The sequence below is a fragment of the Streptomyces sp. NPDC008238 genome (assembly GCF_042956445.1).
GTDB lineage: Bacteria > Actinomycetota > Actinomycetes > Streptomycetales > Streptomycetaceae > Actinacidiphila.
The window spans coordinates 480,117-498,388 of the sequence record NZ_JBIBGK010000003.1 but is presented as its reverse complement, the minus strand read 5'-3'; the positions used below and the strand labels follow the sequence as shown (position 1 = coordinate 498,388).

Below are 18,272 nucleotides of genomic sequence, written 5' to 3'. Positions count from 1 at the left end.
GCGGGGGACCTCAGAGGGTCTTGCCGGTGACCGCGCCGACCAGCAGCCGGTCGCCGACCCGGTCGACCCGCACCGTGTCGCCGTCCCGGACCTCTCCGGCCAGGATCTCCCTGGCCAGCTGGTCGCCGATGGCGGTCTGCACCAGGCGGCGCAGCGGGCGGGCGCCGTACGCGGGGTCGTTGCCCTCCTCGGCGAGCCAGTCCAGCGCCTCGTCCGTGACGTCGAGGGCGATCCGCCGGTCGCGCAGCCGGACCGCGAGGCGGTCGGTCTGCAGCCGGGCGATGCGGCGCAGCTCGTCCTTGTTCAGGGCGCTGAAGACCACGATGTCGTCGAGCCGGTTGAGGAACTCGGGCTTGAAGGAGGCCCGCACCGTCTCCAGCACGCTCTCCTTCTTCTCCTCGGCACTGAGCACCGGGTCGACCAGGTACTGGCTGCCGAGGTTGGAGGTGAGGATGAGGATGGCGTTGCGGAAGTCGACCGTGCGGCCCTGGCCGTCGGTGAGCCGGCCGTCGTCCAGCACCTGCAGCAGGACGTCGAAGACCTCGGGGTGCGCCTTCTCCACCTCGTCCAGCAGCACCACGGAGTACGGGCGGCGGCGCACCGCTTCGGTCAGCTGGCCGCCCTCCTCGTAGCCGACGTACCCGGGCGGGGCACCGACCAGGCGGGCGACGGAGTGCTTCTCCCCGTACTCGCTCATGTCGATGCGGACCATGGCCCGCTCGTCGTCGAAGAGGAAGTCCGCCAGCGCCTTGGCCAGCTCGGTCTTGCCGACGCCGGTCGGGCCGAGGAAGAGGAAGGAACCCGTGGGGCGGTCGGGGTCGGCGATGCCGGAGCGCGAGCGGCGCACCGCGTCGGCCACCGAGCGCACGGCCTCGGTCTGGCCGATCAGGCGCTTGCCGAGCTCCTCCTCCATGCGCAGCAGCTTCTGGGTCTCGCCCTCCATCAGGCGGCCGGCCGGGATGCCCGTCCAGGCGGCGACCACGTCGGCCACGTCGTCCGGGCCGACCTCCTCCTTGACCATGGTGCCCCGCTTGGCCACCTCCTCGGCCTCGGTGGCCTCGGCGAGCTCCGCCTCCAGCTTCGGCTTCTCGCCGTACAGCAGCTTGGACGCGGCCTCGAAGTCGCCGTCGCGCTGGGCGCGCTCGATCCGGGTGGTCAGGTCGTCCAGGCGCTCCTTCAGCTCGCCGACCCGGTTCAGGCCCTCCTTCTCCTTCTGCCAGCGGGCGGTCAGGCCGCGCAGTTCCTCGTCCTTGTCGGCGAGGTCCTTGCGCAGCTTCTCCAGGCGCTGCTTGGAGGCCTCGTCGGTCTCCTTCTCCAGCGCCATCTCCTCCATGCGCAGGCGGTCGACCGAGCGCTGCAGCTCGTCGATCTCGACCGGCGAGGAGTCGATCTCCATGCGCAGCCGCGAGGCGGCCTCGTCGACCAGGTCGATGGCCTTGTCCGGCAGGAAGCGGGCGGTGATGTAGCGGTCGGAGAGGGTCGCGGCCGCGACGAGGGCGGCGTCGGAGATCTGCACCTTGTGGTGCGCCTCGTAGCGTCCCTTCAGACCGCGCAGGATCGCGATGCTGTCCTCGACGCTGGGCTCGGCCACCAGCACCTGCTGGAAGCGGCGCTCCAGGGCCGGGTCCTTCTCGATCCGCTCGCGGTACTCGTCGAGCGTGGTCGCGCCGACCATGCGCAGCTCGCCGCGGGCCAGCATCGGCTTGAGCATGTTGCCGGCGTCCATGGCGGAGTCGCCGCCGGCGCCCGCGCCGACGACGGTGTGCAGCTCGTCGATGAAGGTGATGATCCGGCCGTCGCTGGCCTTGATCTCCGCCAGCACGGCCTTCAGCCGCTCCTCGAACTCACCGCGGTACTTCGCGCCCGCGACCATCGCGCCCAGGTCCAGGGCGACCAGCCGCTTGTTGCGCAGGCTCTCGGGCACGTCGCCCTTGACGATGCGCTGCGCCAGGCCCTCGACGACGGCGGTCTTGCCGACGCCGGGCTCACCGATGAGCACCGGGTTGTTCTTCGTGCGCCGCGAGAGCACCTGCACCACGCGCCGGATCTCGTTGTCCCGGCCGATCACCGGGTCGAGCTTGCCCTCGCGGGCCGCCGCGGTGAAGTCCGTGCCGTACTTCTCCAGCGCCTTGTACGTGCCCTCGGGGTCGGGTGTCGTCACGCGCTGACCTCCCCTGATCTGCTCGAAGGCGTCCTGCAGTCCACTGCCGGTCGCACCGGACCGCTCCAGCAGCTCACCGGCCGCACCGCCCTTGAGGGCGATGCCGATGAGCAGGTGTTCGGTGGACACGTACGCGTCCCCGAGTTCCTCGGCCCGCCGTGCCGCGTCGGCGATCACGGCGAGCAGTTCACGGTTCGCCTGCGGCGGCGCCACCGTACTGCCCTGCACGCTGGGCAGCCCTGCCAGCAGCCGCTCGGCGCCCGAGCGCACCGCCGCGGCGTCCGCGCCGGTGGCCGCGAGGACGTCCAGCACGCTGTCGTTCCCGGGCTGCTCCAGCAGCGCCAGCAGCAGGTGCGCGGGGGTCAGGTCCGCATGCCCGGCCGAGACCGCCGCGGTGTTGGCGGCGTTCAGGGCCTCCCGGCTCTTGTTGGTCAGCTCGGCGTCCACGTCCGCGTGCTCCTCCTTGTCGGCCCACCATCGAAGCTGCTTTTTCCAGCGTAAGACAAGTTGAGTCTATTCCACTCAAGGTTGCTTTCCAAGGAGAAGGCCCGGCGTGACGCGCGTCGCCCCCGGGTACGGCCCCGCCGGGCCCCCCGCTCAGCCGGGTACGGTCGGTCCATGGCCATCGACCCCCGCAACCCCGGACCCGGCTACCTCGCCTTCTGGCGGGAGTACCTCATGAGCACCCTCACCACCCACCGCCCCGACGGCACCCCGCACGTCGTGCCGGTCGGCGTGACGTACGACCCGGAGGCCGGGATGGCCCGGGTGATCACCAACAAGGCGAGCCGCAAGGTCGCCCACGTGCTGGCGGCCGGGGCGGAGGGCGCCCGGGTCGCGGTGTGCCAGGTCGACAAGGGGCGGTGGGCGACGCTGGAGGGCGTGGCCCGGATCAACACCGACCCGGACGCCGTCGCCGACGCGGTACGGCGCTACGCCGAACGGTACGGCCGCACCCCCGCCCCCAACCCGGACCGGGTCGTCGTCGAGATCGCGCTGACCCGCGCCATGGGCCGCGCCTGACCGCACCGCCCCCGCCCCGCCGCCGGCCGGACCCCTCCCCGCCCGTCGCCGCCCGTCCCGCCCCTGCCCGCCCGGGCCCCCGCGGCCCTGTCGATCCCGTCCCGCAAACCCCCCTGCGTGCTGCATGATTGACGCTCCGGCAGATTCGGACGAGGTACGGCTACGGGGAGGTGCCCGGCTGTGGCACGGGTTGTGGGAATCGATCTGGGCACGACGTACTCCGCGGTCGCGGTGGCGGACCGGACCGGCACCGCGTCCATCGTCCGCAACCGCGAGGGCGAGAACATCACCCCGTCCGTGGTGATGTTCCAGGGCGACGTCGTCGTCGTCGGCTCGCAGGCCAAACGCTCCGCGGCCACCGCCCCGGACCACGTGGTGCAGTTCGTCAAGCGCTACATGGGCGAGCCCACCCCGGTCTACACCTCGGAGTCCGGCACCCCCTTCCGCCCCGAGGAGATCTCCGCGCTGATCCTCAAGCGGCTCAAGGAGGACGCCGAGATGATGCTCGGCGAGCCCGTCGAGCGCGCCGTGATCACCGTCCCCGCCTACTTCGACGACGCCCGCCGCAGGGCCACCCAGGACGCCGGCCGGATCGCCGGACTGGAGGTGCTGCGGATCGTCAACGAGCCGACCGCGGCCGCCCTCGCGTACGGCCTCGACCAGGACGAGGACGAGCGGGTCGGCACCGTCCTCGTCTACGACCTGGGCGGCGGCACCTTCGACGTCACCGTGATGAGGGTCGAGGACGGCGAGTACGACGTCGTCGCCACCGACGGCGACCGCAACCTCGGCGGCTTCGACTGGGACGGGGCGCTGATGGAGCACCTCAACGGCGCCTTCATGGCGGCCGGCGGCCCCGACCTCACCGACGACACCGCCACCCTCGCCGAACTGCGCGACAAGGCCGAGATCGCCAAGCGGACCCTGTCCAACGCCCCGCAGGCGGTCGTCATGCTCTCGGCCGGCGGCCGGCACGAGCAGATCCGCGTCACCCGCGAGAAGTTCGACGAGCTCACCGCCGAACTGCTGGACCGCACCCGCATCCTCACCGAGGGCGTGCTGGAGGAGTCCGGGCTCGGCTGGGGCGCCATCGACAGGGTGCTGCTCGTCGGCGGCTCCACGCGCATGCCGCAGGTACCGGCGCTGGTCGAGCGGCTGTCCGGGAAGACCGCGGAACGCGGCGTCAACCAGGACGAGGTGGTCGCCCTGGGGGCCGCGCTGATCGCCCTGGACGCCGAGGTCCGCGCCGAACAGGCCGCCGAGCGCAAGAAGTACATCGGCAGCGGCGCCCACGTGGAGTCCGCCCCGGGCGACGGCCTCGCCCGGCTCACCAAGGGCCGCGTGAAGTCCATCAAGGACGTCACCTCGCAGTCCCTCGGCATGGTCGCCGTCCGCGACGACGCCCCCCGCTCGCCGGAGTACAACGCGGTGATCATCCCGCACAACACCACGGTCCCCGCGAAGGAGAGCGACACCTTCCACACGATCCGGGAACGCCAGACCGCGCTGCGGGTGCAGGTCACCGAGGGCGAGGGCGAGGACCTGGACTACGTGAAGGTCGTCGGCGAGAGCACCCTGAAGATCCCGCCGTACCCCAAGGGCGCGCCCTTCGAGGTGTTCTACGCCTACGACGTGGACGGCATCATCCACGTCGAGGTCAAGGACCTCACCTCGGGGGAGTGGCTCGGCGAGTTCGAGGTCGAGCGCCCGGACAACCTGGGTGGCGAGGAACTGGAGGAACTCAGCGACCGCGTGGCCCGCACCGCGGCCCTCTGAACGGAGCGGGAGCCGACACACCATGACCACGACGGACGTGCCCGACTACTACGCCGAGTTCGGCCTCGGCACCGGCGACAGCGCCGAGGAGATCGGCAGGAAGCTCGACCGCGAGCACCGCAGCTGGGCGGGGAAGGCGAGCAAGGCCCCCACCGCGGACAAGCGCCGCGAGGCCGAGGACAAGGTGCGCCGCGTACTGGAGGCCCGCAGGGCGCTCACCGACCCCTCCGCGCGCGCCCTGTACGACCAGCGGCTGGCCCGCTCGCGGAAGAAGGGACCGGAGCCCCGGGAGCCGAGGGTCCCCCGGCCCGCGCCCGGCCCCGCCGTACGCGACTGGGTGGGCATCGCCGAGCGGAACATCGAGGAGGGCGACCTCCAGGCCGCCGAGTACGAGCTGCGCCAGGCCGTGCACCACGACGACCGCAACGCCTACGCCTGGCGGCTGCTGGGCGCCGTCCACCAGGACCTCGGCGCGTACCAGGACGCCCTCCAGGAGCACCGCAGGGCGCTCCAGCTGGCCCCGGACGACGCCGCGAACCACCTGTTGATCGGCAACGTCCACACCGCCCTAGGCGACCACCACACGGCGCTGACCTGGTACATGAAGGCCGACGAACTCGCCCCGGGCGACCTGGCGACCGAACTCGCCGTCGGCGACGGCCTCTACGCCTCCTCGCGCTTCGACGAGGCGCTGACCTGGTACGAGAAGGCCCTCGCGCACAGCCCGGGTCACACCGGGCTGCGCGACCAGATCAGCCGCATCTGGTCGCTGCGCGCCGAGGGCGCGATGGTCACGCACCCGGTCAGCCGCCGGCTGGTCGTCGCCTCGGAGGAGTGCGCCCGGCGCATCCTGCACTGCGTCGAGCAGGGCCTGGCCGTACGTCCCGTCGACCCGGACCTTGTGGGGCGGCTGGAGTTCTACCGGGGGCTGGCGGCCGAGTCCCTGGGCAAGACCTGGCGGTGGCACCGGCGCATGCTCTGGGTCGTGGTCCCGGCCGTCGTGCTGCTGCTCACCCCGGTCAAGGCGTACGCCGTGTTCGTGGTGGTCGCCGCCCTCGCGCTCGTCGCGTGGATCGGCTTCAGGCCGCGCTGGTGGCACACCCGCGCGTCCCTCCCCCGGCACCTCCTCACCCCGCCGCCGCAGTCCTGGAGCCGCGCATGAGCACCCCGCCGCCGCTGCCACCGCAGCCTCCGCAGGTTCCGCCCGTGCCGGTGGTGCCGCCGCAGCCCCCCGTGCCGCCGCAGGTGCCGCAGGTGCCGCAGGTGCCGACGGAGGGCCCCGCCCCGCAGACCGTGGAGGAGCCCGCGCCCGACCCCCTGGCCGTGGTGGCCGACGCCGTCGACGGCCTGCGCGAGGAGATGGCCGCGCTCGGCGACCAGTTCCGCCGCCGGCTGCTCAACGACCGCGAGGGACGGCGCGGTCTGGACGAACTGCGCGCGGAGCTCGACCACAGCCGCAAGGCCGCCGAGGGCCGGCTGGTGCAGCCGCTCCTCTACGACCTCGTCCTCCTGCTGGACCGCGTCGACCGTCACCCCCGCGACGACGGCGGCTTCGCCGCATCGGTCGGCGCCGAGCTGCTGACCCTCCTGGAGAAGTACGGCATGACCCGCATCCCGGTCACCGCGGGGCGCTTCGACCCCGCCCTCCAGGAGGCCGTGGGCACCGTCCCCGCGCCCAGCCCGGAACTCGCCGGCGACGTCGCCGAGGTCGTACGCCACGGCTACCGCATGGCGGACCGCGTCGTCCGCCCCCAGCAGGTCCGCGTGCACGCCGTCACCTGAACCGAGGAGCCCCGGATTGCCCAGGACCACCCAACTGCGGACCTACACCATCAAGCCGGAGATGCTCGACGCCTGGCTCCGCCTGTGGCACACGGAGATCGTGCCGCTGCGCCGCGCCCACGGGTTCGAGATCGGCCTGGCCTGGGTGGACCGCGAGCGCGGCCAGTTCGTCTGGCTGATCGCCTACGACGGCGAGGACGGCTTCGCCGCCGCCAACGCCCGCTACTGGAACAGCCCCGAACGCGAGCGGATGCCACTGCAGCCCGAGGACTACCTCGTCGGCAGCGAGGTCCGCGACGTCGAACCCGCCTGAGCCGCCGCCCACACCGCGGCCGCCACCCACACCGGCAGCCACACGACCGCCACCAGGGCGCCCGCCCCGGCCGCCGCACCCGCCACGCCCATCTCCCGGCGCCGGGCCCACACCGACCCGGCGCCGCCCACCACGAGCAGCGCCGCCACCACGGGGACCGGGACCAGCCCCGCGTACCGCGGCACGTCCACGTCCCCGTACGCCGCCACGCCCACGCTGACCAGGGCCAGCGCCATCAGCCCGGCGATCCACCACGGCCCCTCGCGCCGCGCGGCCAGCCGCAGCCCGGCCCACATCGCCACGGTCGCCAGGCCCACGTCCAGGCCCTCCGCGCCCCAGTTCGTCCCGAGCGGCACCGCGCCGGCCACCATTCCCACGGCCAGCCCCACCACGATCCCGGCTCCGACGCCCCTGTGCGACATACGGACCGTCTTCCCCACCACGCGCCCCACACGCCCGCCCGGCCCCCGCGGACCACCCCTTCGGCGGGGCCGCGGCCCCGCCGAACGGCACAGCATGATCACGGGGCCACGCGACGACTTGGCACAACCGTTCGACGCCTGTCAAGCTCCTCCCCAGGGAGGGATCTTTGACCACGTCCACACGCGCCCGCGCCATCGCGCTCGCGTTCGCCACGACCGCCGCGGGCCTCGCCCTGCCGGCCGGCGCCGCACACGCGGCCACCACCTGCTCCACCGGGGTGTGGGTCGCGTCGTACTACGGCAACACCACCTTCAAGGGCACTCCGAAGAAGACCGCCTGCGACACCTCGATCAACGAGAACTACGGCACCGGCGACCCCGCCGGCGTCACCTTGCCGAAGGACAACTTCGGCGTCCGCTGGAACCTCACCCGGGACTTCGGCTCCGGCGGCCCCTTCACGTTCACCGCCGCCGCCCGCGACGGCATCCGCGTCTACCTCGACGGCAGCCGCAAGATCGACCTGTGGAAGGACGTCTCCACCACCCGGACCAAGACGCTCAACCTCACGATCCCCAAGGGCAGGCACAGCCTCCGCGTCGACTTCGCCGCGTTCAAGGGCAGCGCCAACGTCAAGTTCACGTACGCGCCCCGCACGTCGGCGTCGGTGGACAAGACCAAGCCGTTGACGCCGACCGGGCTGAAGGCCCCGGCCAGCGGACACGCGTTCGTCCTCGCGTGGACCAAGGGCGCGGAGATGGACCTCGCCGGGTACCGGGTCTACCGGCGCACCGGCACCGGCGCCTGGGCCCGGATCGGCGGCACCGCGCTCGTGACCTCGACGTCCTTCCGCGACCTGCCGTCCGCCACGGGGGCGAAGTACGGGTACGCGGTCACCTCCGTCGACAAGGCCGGCAACGCCTCCGCGATGTCGTCCGCGGTGACGGTCACCTCGATCGACGAGCAGGCCCCGTCCGTGCCGACCGGCCTGAAGGCAGCGGTCACCGCCGACGGCAAGGGCTACGCCCTGACCTGGAACGCGGTATCGGACGCCAAGCAGTACCGGGTCTACCGGTCGACGTCGGCGGCGGGCCCGTGGACGCAGATCGCCACGCCGACGACCGCGTCGTACACGGACACCACGGCAGCCGCCAAGACGACGTACGTCTACGCCGTCACGGCGCAGGACGCCGCGGGCAACGCTTCCGCCAGGTCGGCGAACGCGAGCCCCGCCCCGCTGGTGTTCCGGCCGGACACACCCCGTGAGGTGGCGGCGACGCCCCTCAAGGACCTCCTCGGCGTCGAGTTGACGTGGAGCCTCCCCAGGGCGCAGGCCGTCGGAACGTACACGGTGTACCGCTCGACCACCTCGCCGGTGAACCCGGCCACCGCGACCCCCGTCGGCTGCACGGTCGACCGCGAGGGCAACCTCGGCTCGGACCCCGCCCGGTACAGCTGTACCGACAACGGCATGTTCCTGCACCGCGGCGTGACGTACCACTACGCCGTCACCCAGACCGCCGACGGCGTCGCTTCGCTCCCCTCCGACGAGGTGACCTTCACCGTCCCCGGCGACGAGGAACCCCCGGCCGCGGTCACCGGACTCACCGCCGAGGCGACCGAGTACGGGGTGCGGCTCGACTGGAACCCCAACACCGAGCCGGACCTGGCCCGGTACATCGTCTACCGCGGTGAACTGCTCGAGGACCTGGAGGAGCCGGTCTGCTACGGCGTCGAGTCGACCGAGCTGGAACCGGACGCCACCGAGTACCTCGGCGCCCGGCTGCCCGACGGCGAAACGGCCTGCTACTTCGTCGACGTCGTGGACACGTGGGGCAACTCCCGCTTCAAGTCCACCCATGAGGCCGATGTGGTGACCTTCACCGAACTCGACCTCACCCCGTCCGTCGCCACCCCGGACGACTCGCCCGTCACCGTGCAGGCCAAGGGCACCGACGGCGGGGTCGATCTGTCGTGGGAGCCCGTGACGGCGGCCGTCGGTTACCGCGTCGAGCGCTGGAACCGGGAGGCCGGCGAGTACCAGGTGCTCACCGCGGAGGCCGTGACCGGCACCTCCTGGACCGACACCACCGCCACCCGCGGTACCACCCACTTCTACCGGGTGACCGCGCTCTACGCGGACGGCACGGAGTCGCAGCCGGGCGGCGACCACGTCATCCTGCTGCCGTAGCACCTCCGCAACACCGGGCGGGCCTTGCGATTATCGCAAGGCCCGCCTACCCTTTCTCCATGGACCCGCATGTCATCGAACGTGTACGCACCGTGATGGACGCGGCCGCGATGACCAAGGCCGCGTTCGCCCGGACGGTCGGGCTCACGCCCGACAAGCTGTCGAAGTCCCTGAGCGGCGTGCGCCGCCTCACCTCGCTCGACCTGGCGCTGATCGCGGAGGCGGGCGGCACGACCGTGGACTGGCTACTGACCGGCAACGAGCCGCTGCGCCCCGCGCTCGCCGCCCGTACCCGGGGCGACGCCGCCGCCGACCCCGCCGGGGCGCAGGAGGTCGCGGCGCGGTTCGCCGGCGCCTACGAGGTGCTGGAGCTGCTGGGCCGCGCAAGGGAGCTGCCCGCCGTGCCGCAGGTGGACGCGGCGGCGGAGCGGTACGCGGCGCAGGGCGAGCGGCTGGCCGGGCAGGTGCTGGAGCGGCTGCCGGCCGCCGAGCTGGCCACGGACGAGCTGATCGCCGCGATGGAGGACCTCTTCGGGGTGGACGTCGCCATCACCGGTCTTCCCCAGGGTGTGGACGGACTCGCGTGGCAGGCCGACTCCTTCCGCCTCGTCCTCCTCGCGCCCACCGACCTGTGGACGCGGCAGCGCTTCACCCTGGCCCACGAGCTCTGCCACATCCTCGCCAGGGACGCCCGCAGTGTCGTGGTCGAGTCCCGCGTCGCCCCGGGCCGGCAGAAGGACCTGGCCGAGGTGCGGGCCAACGTCTTCGCCTCGCACCTGCTGATGCCCGCGCGGCAGTTGACCGAGGCCGCCGCCGCGGAGGGCGAGCTGACGGACCCGTCCTTCGAGCGGCTGGTCGTCCGCTTCCGCGTGTCACCGAGCGCGCTCGCCGCGCGGCTGCACCAACTCGGCCTGGTCGACGCCGTACGCCGCAAGCAGCTGCGCGCCCTCACCACGGAGTCCTGCCACCTGCTCGCGGGCGCCGGCGACGCGTACCAGAAGCAGGCCTCGCGGGCCTCGGCGGAACGCTTCCCGCCCCGTGTCGCCTCGGAGTTGTACAAGGCCTACCTGGCGGGGGAGACGACCCTGCGCCCGCTGGCCGCGCTGCTGGACACCGACGTGGAGCGGCTGCACGGACTCCTCGCGCCCGAACCGCCGCCGGGCAACGGCGTCGAGCACCAGGACGCGGAAGAAGGGGACCTGGTCTTCCAGCCATGACCACGTGGTGGTTCCCCGACAACACCGTGCTGTGCAACTTCGCCGCCGTCGACCGGCTGCTCCTGCTGGAGAAGGTGCTGGACGGCCGCGGACGCTGGACCCAGGCCGTGGCCTGGGAGGCCGCCCGCTCCGCGCGCTTCCTGCCGCGGCTGGCCGGGCTGGCGGGGGCCGGGTGGCTCGGCGAGCCCGTGGAGATCACCGAGGGCGCCGAACTGCGGGAGGTGGACCGGCTGCGCCGGGCGGTCTTCGGCGGCTCGTCCCACCTGCCGACCAAGCACCTCGGCGAGGCCGAGACCTGTGTGCTGATCACCCGGCGGCGCGAGTTCCGGGGCTCGGTCTGGATCACCGACGACCGCTCGGCCCGCGACTTCGCGCGGCGGGGCGGGATCACCACCAAGGAGACCTTCGACCTGATGCGTCAGGCCTGCGCCGAGGGGCTCGTCCCCGCGGCGGAGGGCCACCGGCTGCTGGAGGCGATGGTCGCCTCCGGGCGCCGTCTGCACCGCGTCTCGCGGGGTCCCGAGGACCTGACGGGGGCCTAGACCCGGCTCATTCCGGCCGCTTGGGCCGCCACACCACCAGCGCGGAGGTCTGCTGGACGTCCTGGTAGGGCACCAGGTCACGCCGGTAGGAGGCGTGGACGGCGGCCTCGCGCTGCTGCATGGCTGCCGCCGCGCCCTCGAGGGCCGCGGAGAGCTCGGCGACCCGCGACTGCAGGGCCGCCACCTGGTTCTCCAGTTCGATGATGCGCTTGATGCCGGCCAGGTTGATGCCCTCGTCCTGGGAGAGCCGCTGGACCTCGCGCAGGAGTTCGATGTCACGAGCCGAATAACGACGGCCGCGCCCGGCCGTGCGGTCGGGCGAGACCAGGCCGAGGCGGTCGTACTGGCGCAGCGTCTGGGGGTGCAGCCCGGAGAGCTGGGCCGCCACCGAGATGACGTAGACGGGTGATTCGTCGGTCAGCTCGTACGGGTTGCGGCCCCGTCCGCCACGCATGCCGCCGCTCGTGTTCATCGGCTCAGACTCCCCTCGCGGCCTTGAACAGCTCTTCCCGCGGGTCGGTGTCCGCGGTCGCCTCCCGGTACGCCTCCAAGGCGTCCAGCGCCTTGCCCTCGGTGGCCGCCGGGACGGCGACCTCGATCGAGACCAGCAGGTCCCCGCGGGTGCCGTCCTTGCGGACCGCGCCCTTGCCGCGGGCCCGCAGCGTACGCCCGTTGGGCGTCCCCGGGGGCAGCTTCAGGGTCACGGGGGGACCGCCGAGCGTCGGGACCTTGATCTCCCCGCCCAGCGCCGCCTCCACGAAGGTGACGGGCACGGTGACGGTGAGGTTGTCGGCCTTGCGCCCGAACACCGGGTGCGCGTCGACGTGCACGGTGACGTACAGGTCGCCGCCCGGGCCGCCGCGCTCGCCCGGCGCGCCCTTGCCGCGCAGCCGGATGCGCTGCCCGTCGGTGACGCCGGCCGGGATGCGCACCTGCATGGTGCGCGCCGACCGGGCCCGGCCGCTGCCGCCGCAGACCTCGCAGGGGTCCTGCGCGATCAGGCCGCGGCCCTTGCAGTCCGTGCACGGGTCGGTGAGCGAGAAGCTGCCGCTGCCGCCGCGCGAGACCTGGCCGGTGCCGACGCAGGTCGGGCACACCCGGGGCGTGCCGTTCTTGTCACCGGTGCCGGAGCAGGCCTTGCAGGGGGCCTGGCTGGTCATCTTGAGCGGCACCGTGGCGCCGTCGACGGCCTCGGTGAACTTGAGCGTCACCTCGGTCTCGATGTCCTGGCCGCGCCGCGGCTGCGTACGGGTCGTGCCTCCCGCACCGCGGTTGAACAGCCCGCCGAACACGTCGCCGAGGCCGCCGCCGAAGCCGCCGCCCTGGGGGGCGGTGCCGCCGGGGCCACCGCCGAAGAGGTCACCGAGGTCGAAGCCGAACCCGCCCGCGCCGGCCGGGCCGGGGCGGAAGCCGCCGTTGCCGAAGAGGGCGCGGCCCTCGTCGTACTCCTTGCGGCGCTTGGGGTCCGACAGGACGTCATTGGCCTCGGAGATCTCCTTGAAGCGCTCCTCGGCCTTGGCGTCGCCCTTGTTGGCGTCCGGGTGGAACTCGCGGGCGAGCTTCCGGTACGCCTTCTTGATCTCCGCCTCGGTGGCGTCCTTCGGGACGCCGAGGACCTTGTAGAGGTCCTTCTCGAACAGGTCCCTGCTGATGCTCATCCCCGGCGTCCCTCCTTCCGTCCGCCACCCACGTCAGCCCTGCTCCGGGCCACCGTTCTCCTCGTCCGCCGTGTCGTCGTCCTTCTGCGTGCCCTGCGAGCCCGGCTGGGGCTCGGCGACGGCCACCCGCGCGGGGCGGATGGTGCGTTCACCGATGCGATACCCGGGCTGCAGGATCTGCACGCAGGTCGTCTGAGTGACGTCCGGCGAGTAACTGTGCATCAGGGCCTCGTGCACCAGCGGGTCGAAGGGCTCGCCCTCCTTGCCGAACTGCTGCAGGCCCAACTTGGCCGCGACCGTCTCCAGGGACTCGCCGACCGACTTGAACCCGCCGACCAGCTCCTTGTGGTCCCGGGCCCGGCCGATGTCGTCGAGCACCGGGAGCAGCTCGGTGAGCAGGTTCGCGATCGCGATCTCGCGGACCGCGACCCGGTCCCGCTCCACCCGGCGGCGGTAGTTCTGGTACTCCGCCTGGAGCCGCTGGAGGTCCGCCGTGCGCTCACCGAGCGCCGTACGTACCTGGTCCAGCTGCGCCTGCAGAGCGACACCTGTGTTCGCGTCCCCGGCCGGGGCCGCCGGGCCCGCCTGGTCGGCGGACCCGGCGCCGGGCCCCGCCTCGCCGGGGGACTCCCCCGGCGAGGTGGAACCGGCCTCGGCAGAGGGGACGACAGGCTCCTCTTCGAAGCCCGGGGTCTCCTCCGTCACGCGGCACCGTCCTTCTTGTCCTCGTCGACGATCTCGGCGTCGACGACGTCGTCGTCGGCCTGGGCCCCGCCCGCGGCACCGGCGGCACCGGCCGCGCCGCCCTCGGCCTGGGCGTTGGCGTACAGCGCCTGGCCCAGCTTCTGCGAGGTGGCGGCGACCTTCTCGGTGGCCTCACGGATGGCGGCGGAGTCCTCGCCCTTCAGCTTCTCCTTGAGGTCCTCGACAGCCGCCTCGACCTCGGTCTTGACGTCACCGGGGACCTTGTCCTCGTTGTCCTTGAGGAACTTCTCGGTCTGGTAGACGAGCCCCTCGGCCTGGTTGCGGGTCTCGGCGGACTCGCGGCGCTTGTGGTCCTCGTCCGCGTACTGCTCGGCCTCGCGCATCATGCGGTCGATGTCGTCCTTCGGCAGCGCGGAGCCACCGGTGACGGTCATGCGCTGCTCCTTGCCGGTACCGAGGTCCTTGGCGGAGACGTGCATGATGCCGTTGGCGTCGATGTCGAAGGCGACCTCGATCTGCGGGATGCCGCGCGGGGCCGGCGGCAGGCCCGTCAGCTCGAACATGCCGAGCTTCTTGTTGTACGCCGCGATCTCGCGCTCACCCTGGTAGACCTGGATCTGCACCGACGGCTGGTTGTCCTCGGCCGTGGTGAAGATCTCCGAACGCTTGGTCGGGATCGTGGTGTTGCGCTCGATCAGCTTGGTCATGATGCCGCCCTTGGTCTCGATGCCGAGGGACAGCGGGGTGACGTCGAGGAGCAGGACGTCCTTGACCTCGCCCTTGAGGACACCGGCCTGGAGCGCGGCGCCGATGGCGACGACCTCGTCCGGGTTGACGCCCTTGTTGGCGTCCTGACCGCCGGTCAGCTCCTTGACGAGCTCGGCGACGGCCGGCATGCGGGTCGAGCCGCCGACGAGGACGACGTGGTCGATCTCGGAGAGCTGGATGCCCGCGTCCTTGATCACGTTGTGGAACGGGATCTTGCAGCGCTCCAGCAGGTCCGAGGAGAGCTGCTGGAACTGGGCGCGGGTGAGCTTCTCGTCCAGGTGCAGCGGGCCCTCGGCGGACGCCGTGATGTAGGGCAGGTTGATCGAGGTCTCGGTGGACGAGGACAGCTCGATCTTCGCCTTCTCGGCGGCCTCGCGCAGACGCTGCAGCGCCATCTTGTCCTTGGACAGGTCCACGCCGTGACCCGAGGCGAACTGCTTCACCAGGTAGTCGACGATGCGCTGGTCCCAGTCGTCACCACCGAGGTGGTTGTCGCCGTTGGTGGCCTTCACCTCGACGACGCCGTCGCCGATCTCCAGCAGCGAGACGTCGAAGGTGCCGCCACCGAGGTCGAAGACGAGGATGGTCTGGTCGTCCTTGTCCAGGCCGTACGCCAGGGCGGCGGCCGTGGGCTCGTTGACGATGCGCAGGACGTTCAGGCCCGCGATCTCGCCGGCCTCCTTGGTGGCCTGGCGCTCCGAGTCGTTGAAGTACGCCGGGACGGTGATGACCGCGTCGGTCACCTTCTCGCCCAGGTAGGCCTCGGCGTCACGCTTCAGCTTCTGCAGGATGAAGGCGCTCATCTGCTGCGGGTTGAAGTCCTTGCCGTCCAGGTTGATCTTCCAGTCGGTGCCCATGTGGCGCTTGACCGACCGGACGGTCCTGTCGACGTTGGTGACGGCCTGGCGCTTGGCGACCTCGCCGACGAGCACCTCGCCGTTCTTGGCGAAGGCGACGACGGACGGCGTGGTCCTGGCACCCTCGGCGTTGGTGATGACGGTGGGCTCGCCGCCTTCGAGAACGCTGACGACGGAGTTAGTCGTGCCCAGGTCGATGCCGACCGCACGTGCCATGGTGGATTCCTCCAGCTGCCTACTTGAGTGGAACTGGCTCAAGGGTGCCGCACAGCTCCCACTCTGTCAACAGACCTGAGTCGTGGCGACTCAACTTATGCGCCAGCCCTCCGCGCACGGGCGGCCACGGCGAGCGACCGCGGCGGCGCCCGACCCTCGGGGGGCCGCGGGACGCCGGGGGAAGGCGCCCCTCAGCGACACAGATCACCGGCGGCGCGGCTGCGCACGTACGCCGATACTGGGTAGTCTCAGGAGAACCGAATAAGTTACTGCTTAGTATTCAGCCGGGCATCAGCCCCGAGCCTCCGCTCTCGCAGGTCCGAGGAGCCCCGAAATGCAACTCGCCGCGATCATCGTGTCGCTGGTACTCGCCGTGGTCGGCGTTGCGCTGTTCAGCCGCGCCATCGCCCAGATCTACCGGTTCGTACGACTCGGCCAGGACGTCCCCGCGGGCACCCGCACGGACGACTGGCGCGCACGCACCGTCACGGTCGTCCGGGAGTTCCTCGGCCACACCCGCATGAACCGCTGGGGCGTGGTCGGCGTCGCCCACTGGTTCGTCGCCATCGGCTTCTTCTCGCTCGTGCTCACCCTGGTGAACGCCTTCGGCCAGCTGTTCGTCGCCGACTGGGCGCTGCCAGTCATCGGCCACTGGCTGCCGTACGAGGTGTTCGTCGAGTTCATCGGCCTGATGACCACGCTCGGCATCCTCACCCTGATCACGATCCGCCAGCTGTCCCGGCCGGGCCGGGCCGGCCGCAAGTCCCGCTTCGCGGGCTCCAACACCGGCCAGGCCTACTTCGTCGAGTCCGTCATCCTCATCATCGGCCTCGCCATCATGACGCTGCGCGGCCTGGAGGGCGCCCTCGCGGAGGTGCACGGCTACGAGGCCGCCTACTTCGCCTCGTACCCGCTGGTCGCGGCCTTCAGGGGGCTGGGCGTCGGCACGCTGCAGAACCTGGTCTACCTGACCGCGATGATCAAGATCGGGACCTCGTTCATCTGGATGATCACGGTCGGCCTCAGGACCGACATGGGCGTCGCCTGGCACCGCTTCCTGGCCTTCCCGAACATCTGGTTCAAGCGGAACGCCGACGGCGCCGTGGCGCTCGGCGCCCTGCTGCCGATGGCCTCCGGCGGCAAGCCGATCGACTTCGAGGACCCGGGCGAGGACGACGTCTTCGGCGTCAGCCAGGTGGAGCAGTTCTCCTGGAAGGGCATCCTCGACTTCTCCACCTGCACCGAGTGCGGCCGCTGCCAGTCGCAGTGCCCCGCCTGGAACACCGGCAAGCCGCTCTCCCCCAAGCTGCTGATCATGTCGCTGCGCGACCACGCGCACGCTAAGGCGCCCTACCTGCTGGCCGGCGGCGGCAAGAGCATGGAGGGCGAGGAGAAGGCATCCGATGAACAACTCGCAGCCGTCCCTCCCGCGGCCCTCGCCGAGGCCGAGCGCCCGCTGATCGGCACCGCCGAGGAGAACGGCGTCATCGACCCGGACGTCCTGTGGTCCTGCACCACCTGCGGCGCCTGCGTCGAGCAGTGCCCGGTGGACATCGAGCACATCGACCACATCGTCGACATGCGCCGCTACCAGGTGATGATCGAGTCCGCGTTCCCGTCCGAGGCGGGCACGATGCTCAAGAACCTGGAGAAGAAGGGCAACCCCTGGGGCCTGCCCAAGAAGCAGCGCCTGGCGTGGGTCAAGGAGGTCGACTTCGAGGTCCCCGTCGTGGGCGAGGACATCGAGGACCTCACCGAGGTCGAGTACCTCTACTGGGTCGGCTGCGCCGGCTCCCTGGAGGACCGCGCCAAGAAGACCACCAAGGCCTTCGCCGAACTGCTGAACATCGCGGGCGTCAAGTTCGCGATCATGGGCGGCGAGGAGAACTGCACCGGTGACTCCGCCCGCCGCCTGGGCAACGAGTTCCTGTTCCAGCAGCTCGGCGCCGAGAACGTCGCCATGCTGAACATGGCCTTCGGCGAGGACGACGAGGACGAGTCGACCCGCAAGCCCAAGGCGCAGAAGAAGATCGTCGCCACCTGCCCGCACTGCTTCAACACCCTGGCGAACGAGTACCCGCAGCTCGGCGGCGAGTACGAGGTCATCCACCACACCCAGCTGCTGCAGCACCTGGTCGACGAGGGCAAGCTCGTCCCCGTCACCCCGGTCGAGGGCATCATCACCTACCACGACCCCTGCTACCTCGGCCGCCACAACAAGGTCTACACGCCGCCGCGCGAGATCATCGCCAAGGTGCCGGGTCTGCGGAACGAGGAGATGCACCGCCACAAGGAGCGCGGCTTCTGCTGCGGCGCCGGCGGCGCGCGCATGTGGATGGAGGAGCGGATCGGCAAGCGCATCAACAACGAGCGCGTGGACGAGGCGCTGTCGCTGAACCCGGACATCGTCTCCACCGCCTGCCCGTTCTGCCTGGTGATGCTCTCCGACTCCGTCAACGGCAGGAAGAACGAGGGCAAGGCCAAGGAGACGCTGCAGGTCGTCGACGTCTCCCAGCTGCTGCTGGACTCGGTCAAGACCCCGCTCGACCCCGACGGCGAGCCGGAGGCGGCCGGCGAGCCGCAGCCGGAGCCCGCGAAGTAGCCCGCCCGGTGCGGTCCGGGTGCCCCGCCCGGACCGGCCGC

At 71.7% G+C, this 18,272-nt stretch carries 15 protein-coding genes; 9 read left to right on the top strand and 6 right to left on the bottom strand.

What is annotated here, in order from left to right:
* Positions 1–10: 10 nt before the first annotated feature.
* Positions 11–2,608 (bottom strand): ATP-dependent chaperone ClpB, encoded by a 2,598-nt coding sequence (gene clpB, locus ACFZAU_RS11125; RefSeq protein ID WP_500551918.1) that lies wholly within the window; start codon positions 2,606–2,608, stop codon positions 11–13.
* Between the two features lie 171 nt (positions 2,609–2,779).
* On the opposite strand from clpB, the gene ACFZAU_RS11120 reads away from it, so the two are divergent.
* The 5 genes from ACFZAU_RS11120 to ACFZAU_RS11100 all read left to right on the top strand — a co-directional run bounded on the left by ACFZAU_RS11120 (position 2,780) and on the right by ACFZAU_RS11100 (position 7,055).
* Complete coding sequence (locus ACFZAU_RS11120) at positions 2,780–3,184, top strand: pyridoxamine 5'-phosphate oxidase family protein (protein ID WP_500551917.1); 405 nt, start codon at positions 2,780–2,782, stop codon at positions 3,182–3,184.
* A 180-nt stretch (positions 3,185–3,364) separates the two neighbouring features.
* Entirely contained in the window at positions 3,365–4,960 is a 1,596-nt protein-coding gene (locus tag ACFZAU_RS11115) for an Hsp70 family protein (RefSeq protein WP_499599571.1), read from the top strand.
* A 22-nt stretch (positions 4,961–4,982) separates the two neighbouring features.
* Positions 4,983–6,122: a tetratricopeptide repeat protein gene (locus ACFZAU_RS11110; RefSeq protein ID WP_500551916.1), complete on the top strand. Its 1,140-nt coding sequence runs from the start codon at positions 4,983–4,985 to the stop codon at positions 6,120–6,122.
* Complete coding sequence (grpE, locus tag ACFZAU_RS11105; protein WP_500551915.1) at positions 6,119–6,742, top strand: nucleotide exchange factor GrpE; 624 nt, start codon at positions 6,119–6,121, stop codon at positions 6,740–6,742. The genes ACFZAU_RS11110 and grpE (ACFZAU_RS11105) overlap by 4 nt, the downstream gene beginning before the upstream one ends.
* A 16-nt stretch (positions 6,743–6,758) precedes the next feature.
* Positions 6,759–7,055 (top strand): NIPSNAP family protein, encoded by a 297-nt coding sequence (locus ACFZAU_RS11100; protein ID WP_500463930.1) that lies wholly within the window; start codon positions 6,759–6,761, stop codon positions 7,053–7,055.
* Here the strand turns inward: ACFZAU_RS11100 and ACFZAU_RS11095 are convergent.
* Entirely contained in the window at positions 7,013–7,477 is a 465-nt protein-coding gene (locus tag ACFZAU_RS11095) for a hypothetical protein (RefSeq protein WP_500551914.1), read from the bottom strand. The two genes, ACFZAU_RS11100 and ACFZAU_RS11095, sit on opposite strands and share 43 nt — an antisense overlap.
* 167 nt (positions 7,478–7,644) lie before the next feature.
* Here ACFZAU_RS11095 and ACFZAU_RS11090 point away from each other — a divergent pair, with 167 nt between their 5' ends.
* From ACFZAU_RS11090 to ACFZAU_RS11080, 3 genes are read left to right on the top strand one after another with little or no spacing between them, the layout of a single operon-like run.
* Positions 7,645–9,666 carry a PA14 domain-containing protein gene (locus ACFZAU_RS11090; protein WP_500551913.1) on the top strand — a complete coding sequence of 674 codons (2,022 nt, stop codon included), beginning with the start codon at positions 7,645–7,647 and terminating at the stop codon, positions 9,664–9,666.
* A gap of 59 nt (positions 9,667–9,725) precedes the next feature.
* Positions 9,726–10,883, top strand: a complete 1,158-nt coding sequence (locus tag ACFZAU_RS11085) for an ImmA/IrrE family metallo-endopeptidase (RefSeq protein ID WP_500551912.1) — start codon at positions 9,726–9,728, stop codon at positions 10,881–10,883.
* A complete protein-coding gene (locus ACFZAU_RS11080; protein ID WP_500551911.1) occupies positions 10,880–11,425 on the top strand; it encodes a PIN domain-containing protein in 546 nt (181 codons plus the stop codon). The genes ACFZAU_RS11085 and ACFZAU_RS11080 overlap by 4 nt, the downstream gene beginning before the upstream one ends.
* A gap of 7 nt (positions 11,426–11,432) precedes the next feature.
* On the opposite strand, the gene ACFZAU_RS11075 is transcribed toward ACFZAU_RS11080, so the two are convergent.
* From ACFZAU_RS11075 to dnaK, 4 genes are read right to left on the bottom strand one after another with little or no spacing between them, the layout of a single operon-like run.
* On the bottom strand, positions 11,433–11,897 hold the full coding sequence (locus tag ACFZAU_RS11075; protein ID WP_361789985.1) for a heat shock protein transcriptional repressor HspR: 465 nt from the start codon (positions 11,895–11,897) through the stop codon (positions 11,433–11,435).
* Positions 11,898–11,901: 4 nt separating this feature from the next.
* Positions 11,902–13,083 (bottom strand): molecular chaperone DnaJ, encoded by a 1,182-nt coding sequence (gene dnaJ, locus ACFZAU_RS11070; RefSeq protein ID WP_500551910.1) that lies wholly within the window; start codon positions 13,081–13,083, stop codon positions 11,902–11,904.
* A gap of 33 nt (positions 13,084–13,116) precedes the next feature.
* Complete coding sequence (grpE, locus tag ACFZAU_RS11065) at positions 13,117–13,788, bottom strand: nucleotide exchange factor GrpE (protein WP_500551909.1); 672 nt, start codon at positions 13,786–13,788, stop codon at positions 13,117–13,119.
* A complete protein-coding gene (gene dnaK, locus ACFZAU_RS11060) occupies positions 13,785–15,629 on the bottom strand; it encodes a molecular chaperone DnaK (RefSeq protein ID WP_499599553.1) in 1,845 nt (614 codons plus the stop codon). Before dnaK ends, grpE (ACFZAU_RS11065) begins: the two co-directional genes overlap by 4 nt.
* A 334-nt stretch (positions 15,630–15,963) precedes the next feature.
* On the opposite strand from dnaK, the gene ACFZAU_RS11055 reads away from it, so the two are divergent.
* Positions 15,964–18,231: a (Fe-S)-binding protein gene (locus ACFZAU_RS11055; RefSeq protein WP_500551908.1), complete on the top strand. Its 2,268-nt coding sequence runs from the start codon at positions 15,964–15,966 to the stop codon at positions 18,229–18,231.
* The last annotated feature ends 41 nt before the right edge of the window (positions 18,232–18,272 follow it).